The organism is Roseivirga sp. AWQ4_251 (assembly GCF_056158225.1).
The window spans coordinates 1919227-1933143 of the sequence record NZ_JBSWSW010000001.1 but is presented as its reverse complement, the minus strand read 5'-3'; the positions used below and the strand labels follow the sequence as shown (position 1 = coordinate 1933143).

8 protein-coding genes are annotated in these 13917 nt (G+C 38.2%); 5 read left to right on the top strand and 3 right to left on the bottom strand.

Annotation, left to right across the window (positions count from 1 at the left end; all coding sequences use genetic code 11):
* Positions 1–20: 20 nt before the first annotated feature.
* Together ACXACJ_RS08415 and ACXACJ_RS08410 are read left to right on the top strand one after the other, a co-directional pair.
* The gene (locus tag ACXACJ_RS08415; RefSeq protein ID WP_475133912.1) at positions 21–3260 is read left to right on the top strand and encodes a PAS domain S-box protein; all 3240 of its coding nucleotides are present in this window, start codon (positions 21–23) and stop codon (positions 3258–3260) included.
* Positions 3261–3317: 57 nt separating this feature from the next.
* Positions 3318–4046 (top strand): LytR/AlgR family response regulator transcription factor, encoded by a 729-nt coding sequence (locus ACXACJ_RS08410; protein WP_475133911.1) that lies wholly within the window; start codon positions 3318–3320, stop codon positions 4044–4046.
* Positions 4047–4137: 91 nt separating this feature from the next.
* Here ACXACJ_RS08410 and ACXACJ_RS08405 read toward each other — a convergent pair whose 3' ends face one another.
* Positions 4138–5289 (bottom strand): glycosyltransferase family 2 protein, encoded by a 1152-nt coding sequence (locus tag ACXACJ_RS08405; protein ID WP_475133910.1) that lies wholly within the window; start codon positions 5287–5289, stop codon positions 4138–4140.
* 238 nt (positions 5290–5527) lie between these two features.
* Here ACXACJ_RS08405 and ACXACJ_RS08400 point away from each other — a divergent pair, with 238 nt between their 5' ends.
* Complete coding sequence (locus ACXACJ_RS08400) at positions 5528–5944, top strand: hypothetical protein (protein ID WP_475133909.1); 417 nt, start codon at positions 5528–5530, stop codon at positions 5942–5944.
* A 93-nt stretch (positions 5945–6037) separates the two neighbouring features.
* Complete coding sequence (locus ACXACJ_RS08395; RefSeq protein ID WP_475133908.1) at positions 6038–6826, top strand: TIGR00266 family protein; 789 nt, start codon at positions 6038–6040, stop codon at positions 6824–6826.
* 80 nt (positions 6827–6906) lie between these two features.
* On the opposite strand, the gene ACXACJ_RS08390 is transcribed toward ACXACJ_RS08395, so the two are convergent.
* Positions 6907–7443: a YceI family protein gene (locus tag ACXACJ_RS08390; protein WP_475133907.1), complete on the bottom strand. Its 537-nt coding sequence runs from the start codon at positions 7441–7443 to the stop codon at positions 6907–6909.
* Positions 7444–7557: 114 nt separating this feature from the next.
* Positions 7558–10479: a triple tyrosine motif-containing protein gene (locus ACXACJ_RS08385; protein WP_475133906.1), complete on the bottom strand. Its 2922-nt coding sequence runs from the start codon at positions 10477–10479 to the stop codon at positions 7558–7560.
* A 325-nt stretch (positions 10480–10804) separates the two neighbouring features.
* Between ACXACJ_RS08385 and ACXACJ_RS08380 the strand changes: the two genes are divergently transcribed.
* Positions 10805–13912, top strand: a complete 3108-nt coding sequence (locus tag ACXACJ_RS08380) for a SusC/RagA family TonB-linked outer membrane protein (RefSeq protein WP_475133905.1) — start codon at positions 10805–10807, stop codon at positions 13910–13912.
* The last annotated feature ends 5 nt before the right edge of the window (positions 13913–13917 follow it).

The window sequence follows — 13917 nt, the reverse complement described above, 5'->3', positions numbered from 1 at the left end:
ACAAATAAAGGTGTTGCTTTGTGTTGGAAAACCTTGCACTCTTGAATTTAACGCCAAGATTAATCATAGATCGCCAGGGCATACTGGTAGACAAAAAGTTTGTGCCGAATAGCTGGAAGTCGTTACTCAATTTAGAGAATGGAGTAAAGGTGGCCTCTAGTTTATGGCGCGCCATTAATCCTTTGAATGGCGCCAAAACTGTAAAATTTCCTGTCAAAGAAACAATTTTTCACCTTATAGTTGAACCTTCGGGACATTTGTACCATATTTCATTTGTCTTGAAGACCCAAAAATCATACACCTCCCGATCCCGTTCCATTAACCGCTACCAAATGTTGGTAGAAGCGGCTAGCGACATCATTTACGAATCCGATTTAGAAGGTTTTTTTACCTACGTAAATCCCAAAGCGGTTGAAATTGTAGGCTATTCCAAAGAAGAATTGATTGGAATGAATTACATGGATCTCATTCGGGATGATCATAAAGAAAGGGTTCGCGATTTTTATAGAAATCAGGTTTTTGAAACCACTAAGTCTACCTATTTGGAATTTCCGATGCTTGCATCAAATGGCGAAACCAAATGGATTGGTCAGAATGTGCAAATTCTGGAAGATGAAGAAGGCATAATGGGCTTTATGGCGGTAGCCCGCGACATTACCGATAGGCACTTCTCAGAAAAAGCTTTAAAGCAATCAGAAGAAAAATATAGAGGGATTATTCAGAACATGGAGTTTGGATTGATGGAAGTTGATCTGGACGAGAAAATCATGTTTGTGAATGAAGCCATGTGTGCCATCACTGGTTATAAGCCTGAAGAACTTATGGGGCAGGTTGCTTCCGATGTTTTGGTTCCTGTTCAAACCAAAGAGATTATCAACAGACAACATGAAAAAAGGGAAAAGGGTGTAGCGAGTGTTTATGAGGTTGAACTTTCTCATAAGGATGGATCGAATGTTTGGGCTTTGATTAGCGGTGCTCCCATTTATGATGTAAGCGGACAACGCATTGGTTCTATTGGTATCCACATGGATATTACGGGCCGTAAAAAGGATGAGAACGAACTGCTCCAAACCAAAACTAAGCTAGATAAATACAAACAAGGTTTAACCTTGCTGAATGAGATTACTTCAAGTATTGGTCTTTCTGTTCATGAGCAAATCAGCCAAGGAATGAAGATTGCCGCAAACTATCTGAATCTGCCTTTCGGAATTGTAAGCAGAATTGAGGATTCAAGATATTTTGTTCAGCAAAGTTATTTAGAAGAAGGGGCAGGAGCGAATGGCGAAGAAACCGAGTTTAAACTAGAAGAAACCTATTGCGAAATTCCTTATAAAAGTGGGAATAAACTGGCAGTTAATCATTTTAGCGAATCGGAATATGCTAGTCACAAAGCCCATAAAAAGTTCGGTATAGAGACTTACATTGCTGCACCATATTCTGTAAATGGAGAAATCAGGGGTACGGTTAATTTCACAAGTAGAGACCCTAGAGAAATTCCGTTCGATGCCTACGATTTAGAATTTATTGGCTTATTGGCCCAATTTATTGGGTACATCATCAGTCAAGATGAAAACCTAAAAAGTTTGGCTGAGGAAAGAGAATTGTTGAGTCTTCAGAATAAGAAGCTTTCGGAAAATGAACGCTTTTTGAGTGCAATAAATGGTTTTGTGACCAAGCTCTTGATAAAGGAAGATATCCACGATATTGCTTGGGAACTGGCTGAAAATGTAATTGATGAGTTCGGATTTCAAGACTGCGTGATTTACGTTTGGAACGAAGCCACAAAAATGCTGGATCAAAAGGCAGCTTATGGCCCTAAACTAGCTAAGAATAGAGAACTGGTAAACCCTATCGAGATTTCTCTTGGAGAGGGAATTGTAGGTAGTGTTGCCCAATCAGGTGTAGCGGAAATCGTTTCAGACACTTCTAAAGATTTCCGATATGTGGTGGATGATGCCATTCGTTTTTCAGAAATCACAGTGCCGATTATTGCTGATGGAAAAGTGATTGGGGTGATTGATTCGGAACATCCCGATAAGAATTTCTTCAACAGTGAACACTTAGCCACTTTAACTACTTTGGCCAACTTAACTTCTGCAAGATTGAGAAGTGCCAAAATCAAGAGAAAACAACTCTTGGCTGAGCAAGAACTCAGGGAAAGTGAAACCAAATTACGCACCATTATTAATTCTGCTCTTGATGCCATTATCACAATTGATCAAGAAGGGAAAGTGACTGAATGGAACCCTCAGGCCGAAGCAATTTTTGGATGGAGAGAAGATGAAGTTCTAAACAAGCCACTGACGGATAGCATTATTCCTAAGCAGCACCATAAGGGGCACGATGAAGGAATGAAACATTATATGGCCACCGGTAAAGGACCAGTGTTGAACCAACGTATAGAAATTACTGCTATGCGTAAGTCTGGTGAAGAGTTTCCGATTGAATTGGCCATTATTCCGATTGTGCGAAAAGGAATTCACTCTTTTACTGCTTTTGCTCGAGATATTACGCAAGAGAAAGAGGTGAAAATAGAAATGGAAAAAGCTCTTAATAAGGAAAGAGAGCTTAATGAACTTAAATCTCGCTTCGTTTCCATGACTTCTCATGAATTCAGAACTCCGCTAACAACAATCAAGCAAAATACAGATTTAATCGCTTTTAAACTGGAGAGTAAGCTGCCAGAACATGCAGAAGGTTTTGATAGATATTTGAAAAGAATTGATTCCGAGATTGGCCGTGTAACCATGCTTATGAACGATATTTTGACACTTGGTAAGATCGAAGCTGGACGTATAGAAATTAAAAAGCAGCCAACCAATTTAATTCAATTAGTAAAAACAAATATTCAGCAGCTAGTTCAAACCAGAACTGATGGACGTAAGATTGAAACCGAAGTAGTTGGGGTTCCCTCTCATATAAACATTGATCCGCAGTTGTTCGAGCATATTCTCACCAACTTGTTTACGAACGCTCTTAAATACTCGGATGGCAAAGCAGATCCAGAGGTGAAAATCAATTTTAATCAATTTGATAAAGTTTTGATTTCAGTCAAAGACTATGGAATTGGTATTCCATTGAAGGATCAGAAGGGCTTATTTGCTTCATTCTATAGAGCTACAAATGTGAAAAATATCCAGGGCTCTGGACTTGGATTATCTATCGTAAAAGAGTTTGTAGATATGCATGGAGGTACTATTACTTTAGATAGTGATAAGGACCAAGGATGTGAGTTTACGGTAGAAATTCCGACAGAATAGCCCAAAAGCTTTTTCAATTCCCAATAATTCTTATCTTTCGTATTAAAGAATGTAAATATGGGGCAATTAAAAGTACTAGTTGTAGAAGATGATCCAATGATCGCAGAAAGTCTTCAGGATATTTTGGATTTATTGGAGCATGATGTGGTAGGAGTGGCAGAAAATGCCGATGAAGCCATTGATCTTTGCAACCAAAAAAATCCTCAAATTGCCCTGCTCGACATTCAAATTGGTGGAGACATTGATGGTGTGGATCTTGCAGAACTGATCAGCGATCAATTTGATATTCCCTTTATTTTTACGACAGCCTTTGCCGATAATACTACAGTGGCAAGAGCCAAAGAAAAGGGCCCTTTCGGTTATTTAGTGAAGCCCTATGGTGTAAAGGATATTAATGCTGCAATCGAAGTTGCCATTTCAGCTTTTGACCGATTGAAAACGGCTGAAAAGAAAGGTGGTATGTCTAAAATTGTAGACAACAGCCTCTTTTTAAAAGTGGATTCAAAACTTATTAAAATTAAGGTTGATGATCTACTTTATATTGAAGCGAAAGGTGATTATGCGCTCTTCAAAACTTCCGAAAAAGGGTATATTGTTCATACTACCATGAAGCGCGTTCAAGAAAGATTAGATGACTATAACTTTGTGAAAGTTCATCGTTCTTTTGTGGTTAATTTGGCTAAAATCGTAGATATAGAGGAGTCTAATCTTTTGATAGAAGACAAAGTAATTCCAATTTCAAGAGCCAATAAAGAAGGGCTAATTAAGCGTTTGAACCTTCTTTAATATTTATCTTATTTCCGTTTAAAAAACAAAGACCGGCCAGAGATAAACTCCGAGCCAGTCTTCTTAGCAATCTGCTTTAGTTGTTTTGTTATTAAGCTCTTTTAGCTTTTTCCCAGGTAACTTTTTGCTGACCTGTAAAGTATCTTAGCCATCCTTTTATTACACATAAGTGCATGTATGTAAAGTAATATGGAATGTGCAAAAGCTTATATGAAGTTTTCTGATCACGAATAACGAATCCCAGAAAGGCTAGCAGGTAAAATATGGATTGCAACCTGAAAGCTATGTTGTAAGTCCAGTGCGTTTCGGCTAACCAGAATGTGCTTAAATATGCTGTCAGTAAAGCCAAAGGCATTAAAGTCCACCTCAAAGCTCTATGAGAAATATACTGAAAGGTCAATTTGCCATACTTAATTGGGTTCAATAGGGGCAGAAGTTTGAATACAGCTTGAATGCCTCCCGCGCTAATTCGAATTTTACGTTTAGTTTCTTCAGCAATATTGGCAGAAGCAGTTTCGGAAGCTACCGCATTTGGTTCGTAAGCAACTTTGTAACCGTTAGCCGCTATACGCATAGTCATTACAAAATCTTCTATTAATGTATTTTCTTCTGTAGGCTCAAAAAGGTGCGTTCTTATGGCGAATAATTCACCAGCAGAACCTACAAGGGTATTCCATTCCGCATCCTTTTTCTTTAAATACGATTCGTACTTCCAGTAAAATCCTTCTCCAGAGCCACTTGCATTATCTTCCATTGGGCTAATAATTCTCTTTTCTCCTGAAACTGCTCCTACCAAATTCGATTGAAAATGAGAAACCAATGCCTTTATCGCGTTTGGATTCACCATTACATTGGCATCACTGAAAACAGTAATTGGACTCTTAATGCTTGGCATAACTCTATTAACAGCCGCAATTTTGCCTCTTCTCAAAGGTTTAAAATTCAAACTGAATTCATTATATGATTCTATAATAGCGTTGGTTGAATCTGTACTTCCATCGGTTACAAAAACTACTTTCAGTTTGTCAGAAGGATAGTCAATAGCTTGACAGTTTTGAATTTTTGAAGCAATAATTTCCTCTTCATTATAAGCCGCAATAAGCATTGTAACTTCTGGAAAATCCTCTTCTTCCAATTTGGCGTTTTCCTTCTTCTTTCCTCTGGCCAAAAGGGTGATGAAAACTCCATACCCTAAAAATGTATAGCCTACTATAACTACCGAAATCCAAAATAATGTTTCCATAACTGATTGATTTATAATCAAATGTAGCGATCAGTATTTCTGCTCATGGATCGATTCGATAAGTTGAATCATTTGGTCGGTGAATGGAAAGCTTTTGAACATGAACAGATTTTCTAAGTCCGAATATTTTGAAAATCCTATGCTATAGTTGGTATCTGTTTGTAGCTAAAATAATGAATTATAAATCTGTAAGTATTTGATAATTAAACAATTGATTTGGTTTTGGGTTTTATTAAGTATGTTAGATACAATTCAAAGTGAAATATTGAAGGATGAGCATGGAAGAGTTTTTTTCGAATCACAAGTGATTGAAAGCGAAGATTTGATCTATCTGAATTGGCATGGAAATGTTTCCATCGATAATCTTCAGAAAGGGGTTATGGCCTATTTTCAAATGCTACGCGAAACTGGTGCTCGAAAATTATTAAATGACAACCGTTGGTTCGAAGGTAATTTTGTGGCCTTAAACGATTGGATAACTAAGAACTTCATCCCTCTGGCAATTCATAACGGTCTAAGATATTTTGCACAGGTTTTATCAACGGAATTTAATGCGCGTTTTTCAGCCGTTGATTTGGGTTTAAGAATTAAGCCTGTTCAGTTTAAGGCATTTAAAAATATAACGGAAGCCGAAAATTGGCTTCAATCCAAATAGTCGACCTTTCCCCATAATTAGTTTCTGTTTTTTGAAATGCTGACGTATTTTAAAATCAATAATTTTAAGCATTAACTCAAAATATAGAATTGGATGAGATCTCACGAGATTGATTATGAATTGCATGGAGACGACATGCAAATGGTTGAAATAGAATTAGATCCACAAGAAACGGTAATTGCCGAGGCTGGAGCAATGAACTGGATGGAAGAAAACATTGATTTTCAGGCCAAAATGGGAGACGGTTCTGAGCCTAATAGTGGTTTTATGGGCAAACTAATGAGCGTTGGAAAGCGCGTATTAACAGGTGAATCCATTTTCATGACCCACTTTACTAATATGGGTTACGATAAACGCAGAGTCACTTTTGCAGCGCCTTATCCAGGAAAGATTGTTCCAATTGATCTTGCTCAGGTTGGCCATCAAATCATTTGTCAGAAGGATGCATTTCTTTGTGCTGCTTTAGGAACAAAGGTTTCCATAGCTTTTAACAGAAGATTAGGCGCTGGCTTTTTTGGTGGAGAAGGATTTATACTTCAGAAACTACAAGGAGACGGAATGGCTTTCTTACATGCAGGGGGAACCGTAATCAAAAAGGAATTGAACGGAGAAACACTTCGTGTAGATACGGGATGTATTGTAGGTTTCTCATCAGGCATAGATTATGATATTCAAAGAGCTGGAAATCTTAAATCCATGTTTTTCGGAGGTGAAGGCTTGTTCTTGGCTACATTAAGAGGAACGGGAACTGTTTATCTTCAAAGTCTGCCATTCTCACGTTTAGCAGATCGAATCATCCAACATGCACCTAAAATGGGAGGTTCTTCGAAAGGGGAGGGTTCTATTCTCGGTGGCCTAGGAAGAATGATTGATGGGGATTAAATAATAAAAAACCGAAGAGATAAAAGAAAGGGCTTCCGATGATGAATCGGAAGCCCTTTTCAATGCCTTAAGTCTTAAAATTAGGCTTTTGTAAGCTGAATGTTTAGGTGAAGTTTTACATTGTCACCAACAACTACACCGCCAGCTTCAGTTACCATACTCCAAGTTAAACCAAACTCTTTTCTGTTGATCGTTCCTGTAATTTCGAAACCAGCTTTGGTTTGACCATAACCGTCTACCATTACACCACCGTGCTCAACATTAAGTTCAACTTCTTTAGTAATATCTTTTACGGTTAATGGACCAACAAGCTTGTATTCGTCATCACCAACTTTTTTCAAAGAACCTTTGAAAGCAATGTTTGGGTGATTTTCAGAATCGAAGAACTCAGCACTTTTAAGGTGAGCATCTCTATCGGCTACATTGGTGTCGATACTTGCGGTATTGATGGTGAATGAAGCATCGGCTCCATCAAAATCTTCAGTAGATGATTCTAAAGCGCCATCAAAGGTTTTGAAAGAACCCGTTACAGTTGAGATTACTAAGTGTTTAACTTTGAATTGAACCTCGCTGTGCATAGGATCAACTTTCCATGTGGTTTTTGTTAAAGTTTCCATATTCAAATTGTTTTTAGTTCCTGTTTGAAGTGAAAACTATGTGTATGTACATATAGTTTCATAAACTGAATTTTTTTTCAATTTTTATGAAAACTAATTTGTCACAGTAGCAACCTAATAGCTTGAAGCTGTGTTGGCTCCAACGTTTTCGAGAAATTCGGTCAAGTTTTCTTCGTGTTCCAAGTTCAACTTCTTTCTAATTCTGTATCGAGCAGTTTCAACTCCTCTGACGGAAATATTCAAGAGAGGGGAGATTTCCTTATTAGAAAGATTCATTTTAATAAAGGCGCAAAGCCTCAATTCTCTTTGAGTTAAATCGGGAAACTCGTTTTTAAGGCTTTTGAAAAAATCGTGGTGGACTTGCTCAAAGTTGGTTTCGAAAACATGAAGGTATTCTTCGCCAATGGAATGCTGATTAAGTTTGCTGAAGATGTTTTGCAATTTTCTTCTGGAGATTTCATTCTTAACCAGCTTTCTTACTTCCTTAATATCATCCAGTATTTCGGTGAAAATCTCTTTCTTTTTCACCAACATCATTGTGTAATTGGCCAGCTCTTTACTTTTGTAAATCACGTCTTCTTCCAACATCATTTTGTCCTTGCTGATTTTTTCCTTTTCAGCCTTAAGCTTCAATTGGGTAAGCTCTAATTCTAGCAGCTTTTTCTTCTTTCGTTCTTCTTCTAACGTTTTAATATTTTCCTGCGCTATTCTCTTTTTTACAAGTCTGATAATTAGATAGATAGAAGAGATGGCGAGTAGGATGTAAATGATATATGCCCAGGTAGTTTGATACCAAAGTGGAAGAATTTCGAAACGAAAAATGGCTTCTTCGCCTTCCGTACCAAGCATGCTTCTGCTTTTCACTTTGAACTCATAACTTCCAGGTCGAAGATGAGCATATTCCTTATAGGCATCAAATTGCCAATCGGACCAGTTTTTATCAGCTTTCTCTAACTTATAAGCATATTGAACATCAACACCGTTTTGCATTCCCGGAGCGGAAAAGTTAAATCGCAGCGAGCTTGTTCTATTTCTTAGTGATAACTTTTCTCCATTTGTGATTGGAAGCAATTTGGGGTCTCCATCTTCGGAAGTGTATTTAGCACTAGAAATTATGGTAGGATTTCCCTTGTCGCTATTTCTATAAGTCAAATCGAATAGATAGAGGCCGGTTTTTGTTCCAATCAATACCTTGTCCATACTGATGGGCAGAATACATTCCATACCTCGATTGAAATCGCCTTTAAACTGAAGGAAATAACCTGTTTCTAATTTTGGGTTCTCGCTATTTGTAAGAAAGTAACCCGCTTCATCGTCTTGAACAAACCATGTTTTATCCAGATGTTCCTGAATGGTTCTTGTGTTCTTTGTAGGATCGAGAATGTTGTTGAGCTTCGGGAAAGGGATAAATTCATTAGATGCCCAATCGTAGGTATAAACACCATCGTTAGTAGTGAAAACGGTTTGGTTTTGCCATTTAAAAACATTCACATTATAAGGGAAAGAAAGCCCGTTTTGAGTGGTGAAGTGTTCAAAGGTCATCATCTTAGTGTAATCCTCATCTAGGCGAATTCTGAAAACACCCTTATAACCATGACAAACCCAGAATGTACCAGGTTTGTCTGATTCCATAATATCTCTTGATGACTCCTCAAAACCTTCAATTTGCCTCAGTACTTTCCATTCGCCTGCTTTGCTTCTGCTCACCAGAAATAAACCAGAATAGCTAGCCGCTAAATATTGCCCTTTTCTCTCCTTAATTGGAATTACCTTCCAGATACCATTTAGGTTACCTATCCTTGTACTAACCCCGTCTTTTACTGAGTAAAGCCCTTTGTTATGTCCTACAAGAATATCTCCTTCATATTTTTGAAATGTCCACGCTTGGCCTTCTAAACCTTTAATTTTCTGGAATTCAGGTTTTAACTGGCCAAGATTTTTTGAATAGAAAACGCCTTGGTTGGTAGCTAAGTAAATAGAATTGTCCTCTATTAAAACATCATAAATAGAAGCACCTTCAAAGATGGTGGTAACAGGAGAGGTGAGTGTGATCAGGTCAAGCCCATTATTAAGCAAGGCCCATATATCGCCCTTTTTGGTTTCAAATAGATTCAGAACACTGTTATCTTGTAAATTTTGGAGATTGGAATTGCCCTGAACAACATTCCCCATGTGATCAATCATGATAATCCCATGACCAAGAGTACCTAAGTAAAATATGCCATTTTTTGCCTTTATAGCTGATTCAACCTGGTCGAAGCCTCGCCCGCCAAAAAGGTCTTGAATTACATGGTTTGTCTTATTCTGAAGATCGATTTGAAAAAGTTTTCCTGATTTTGCAATTCCCATAACCTGATGCTTGTTATCTATTGGCAACATGTTTATGAGCTCTTCACGATCTAAATCATTTTTGGAGAATAGCTTATGTAGCTGCATTTCTTCAAGGTCTAACTTGAAAAGTCCTTCTACTTCATCTTGCACATAATACTGATTATCAACAAGAAAGGACTTAATGAAGTAGCTAGAAGAGGGGAGTGCTGTGACTTTGTTACCCCGCATAACAATCAGCTGACTGAAGCTTCTGTAGATTACAGTTTTACCTATGACATGAATTTGCCAAATATTAGCAATCGTAGGGTCGTCAAACTTTAAGGAATCGACCAATGACTTGTATTCATACCTTCCAAAATCATCTTTTTTGATCAACCCGAATTCATCGAAACCTCCGGCATAAATATTACCTACGGAATCGGTTGCCAAACTTCTAATTGATGATCGATTTGGTAAAACAACCTGATGCCACTCTTCTCCATCGAAAATCAGAGCTCCATCGTTATTTCCAAAATAAAGAACTCCGTTTTTATCTTCTGTAACGGTCCAAAACTGCGGATCTGCTTTAAAATCCTGTCTATTGTAGTGTACAATGCCTGGAGTTCCCTTAATTAATGCAGCAGGTTCTTTCAAATCTCCTTCCTGACCCATTAAAAATGAGGGATTCAACAACATCAACAAAGCTAAAAAGCTATACTTCTTCATACATAAATGATATACCACCTACCTCTTATTCTTCAATTTTGTGCAAAATCAACGTAAAAAGCAATCGATTTCGTAAGCACTTTTCTAAAAACTTAGAAATTAGTTTCAAATATATGTATTTATTAAAATACTGAAATACAAAAGATTATATCCTTTGGCGAGTTTTTGACGAGTGGTAAGGCAAATTTGATGTATTTGAAGTGTATTTCTTCTAGCGGCCTTTTTCTCTCAGAAAGATAAGTTGCAATATAAATTTTTGATCACCGCTGCAAACGTTCGCACTAACGATTGCAGTCAAAATTATTAATGCTAAAACCTAATTAATATGAGAGTAAAAAGTTACTTGCTAGTATGTCTCTTATTTTTTTCGAATTGGGCACTCGCCCAATCGGGGACAATCAAGGGCAAGGTTGTCGATGCTGAGACATCGGAACCAATTCCCACAGTTAGTATCCAGATTAAGGGTACTGGTAGGGGAGCAATTTCGGAAGTGGACGGTACATTTTCTGTGCAAGCAGCACCTACAGATGTATTGGTTTTCTCTTTCGTTGGCTATGTGAGCCAAGAGGTTACCGTTGGTAATCAAACAGACATTCAGGTTCTTTTGAGACCTAATGTTGAAACTTTAGATGAAGTAGTTGTAGTAGGTTACGGTACCCAAAAGAAAAAGGTGGTTACCGGAGCTATCACAAGTGTTTCGTCAGATGACCTTAAAACCTTGCCTATCAATAACGTAGGACAAGCGTTGCAAGGTAGAACTTCTGGTTTAACAATCGCTGCCAACTCAGGCCAGCCAGGATCAGGAGCTACAATTCGAGTAAGAGGTATTACTACTTTGAACAACAACGATCCTCTTTGGGTAGTAGATGGGGTTGTGGTTGACAATGGAGGTATTGGTTATTTGAACCAATCTGACATTGAGTTTATCGAAGTATTAAAGGATGCTGCTTCGCAAGCAATTTATGGTGCTCGTGCTGCTGCTGGTGTAATCCTTGTTACTACAAAAAGTGGTTCAAAAGGTAAGTTGACTGTTAACTATAGTGGATACTATGGTATTTCAGCTCCAGCTAGAAAGCTTGATCTTTTGAATGCTACAGAGTATGCTACGCTTAGAAATGAGTTTGCCTTAGCAGCTGGAAAAGGTATTCAATTCCAAAATCCTGCTTCTCTTGGTGAGGGAACAGATTGGCAAGAAACCATTTTCAACGATAATGCTAGAAGACAAAACCATGAGGTTAGCTTAAGCGGTGGAAATGATGTTTCTACTTTCTACCTTTCTTTCGGTTACTTAGATCAAGAAGGTATTGTAGCGACTGATATTTCGCGTTACCAAAGAACCAACGTTCGTTTGAACTCAACTCACAAAATCAACAACTGGTTGAAATTTGGTGAGAACTTGGGTTACACTTACAATAAAAGTGTTGGTTTAGGTAACACTAACAGTGAATTCGGTGGACCTTTGAGTTCTGCAATCAACTTGGATCCAACTACTCCAATTTATGAGACTGATCCAGCTAGATTGAACTCTTTCCCATTCAATCAAGATACTTTGGGCGCTGTTAGAGCTCCAAACGGACAGTATTATGCAATTTCAAGCCAAGTGAACCAAGAGATGGCTAACCCATTGGCTTACATCCAAACAAGATTGGGTAACTATAGCTGGGGTGATAACATTGTTGGTAATGCTTATTTAGAAGCTGAGCCAATCAAAGGTTTGAAATTCAGAACTACTATTGGTACTAAGTTAGCATTCTGGGGTAGCGAGTCATTCACTCCTGTATACTTCTTGAACCCTTCTACTAACACTACTCAAACTTCTTTCAACAGAAGTACTAATAAGAGAAGAGACTGGAACTTGGAGAACACTGTTTCTTATACCAAGTCTATCTCTAATCACAACTTCAGCGTATTGTTAGGTCAAGGTGCTTACCGTGACAACTTTTCTACTGGTGTTAGCTTAACTGTATTTGACATTCCTGTAGACAACTTTGATGATGCTTCTTTGAACTACAATGTTCCTGTTGCTTCTACTGCTCCAGGTGGATACGAAAACGCTCCTCACACTGTAAGTTCATTGTTCGTAAGAGCTAATTACAACTACATGGAGAAATACCTTTTCTCTGCTATTATGAGACGTGACGGTTCTAGCCGTTTTGGTTCTAATAACAAGTATGGTTACTTCCCTTCAGTTTCTTTAGGTTGGGTTACTTCTGGTGAAGATTTCTGGCCAGAAAACAACATCGTTAACTTCTTGAAAATTAGAGGTAGCTACGGTGTGGTAGGTAACGATAACATTGGTGACTTTGCTTATATCTCAACTATCGGTGGTGGTAGAAGCTACACTTTTGGTAACAATAACTACACTATCGGTTATAGCCCAGATGCACCTGCTAACCCTGATTTGAAATGGGAGCAAACTGCTTCAACTGACATCGGTTTCGAAGCTACAGTATTACAAGACTTCAGAGTTACATTCGACTGGTACAAAAAAGTAACTACTGGTATTCTTCAAAACCCACGTATCCCTGGTTATGTAGGTGCTATTGGTAACCCTGCTGCCAACGTTGGTGACATGGAGAACACTGGTATCGAACTTGAAATCGGATGGAATAAGCAACTTGGTGAAGTTAACTTCTCTGCTAATGGTAACATCACTCACTTGAAAAACGAAGTTACTTACCTAGGAGATGGTATTGATTTCAGAGATGGTGGCGTAAGCTTCCAAGCGAGTAGCGCACCTATTACAAGAACTGCAGTAGGTCAGCCTGTAAATGCATTCTATGGTTACCAAAGCTTAGGCATTTTCCAAACTGCTGAAGATGTTCAGAACTATACTAACTCTCAAGGACAAGTAATTCAGCCAAATGCTAAGCCTGGTGATTTCATGTGGGAAGATATGGATGATAATGGTGTAATTGATGAGGACGATCGCAAATTCATCGGTAGCCCAATTCCTGACTGGTCTTTCGGTTTGACCTTGAAAGCTGATTACAAAAACTTTGATGTTACTGTATTTGCTCAAGGTGTTGCTGGAAATCAAATTTTCCAAGGTTTGAGAAGATTGGATATTTCTAACGCTAACTACCAAACTAAAGCTTTGGGAAGATGGACTGGTCCTGGAACTTCAAACACTTACCCTAGACTTATCGATAGCGATCCGAACGGAAACTTTGCGAGACCATCTAATTTCTACTTAGAAGATGGTGATTATGTAAGAATCAAAAACTTCCAAATTGGATATACTCTTCCAGCGGCTACTGCTACTAAAATTGGAATGCAAAGCGCTAGATTCTACATCATGGCTGAGAACCTATTGACATTCACCAAATACACTGGTTACGATCCAGAAATTGGTGGTGGTGTAATGAGTATCGATAGAGGTATCTATCCACAAGCGAGGTCATTCATGTTAGGTGTTAACATCACTTTCTAAAACTT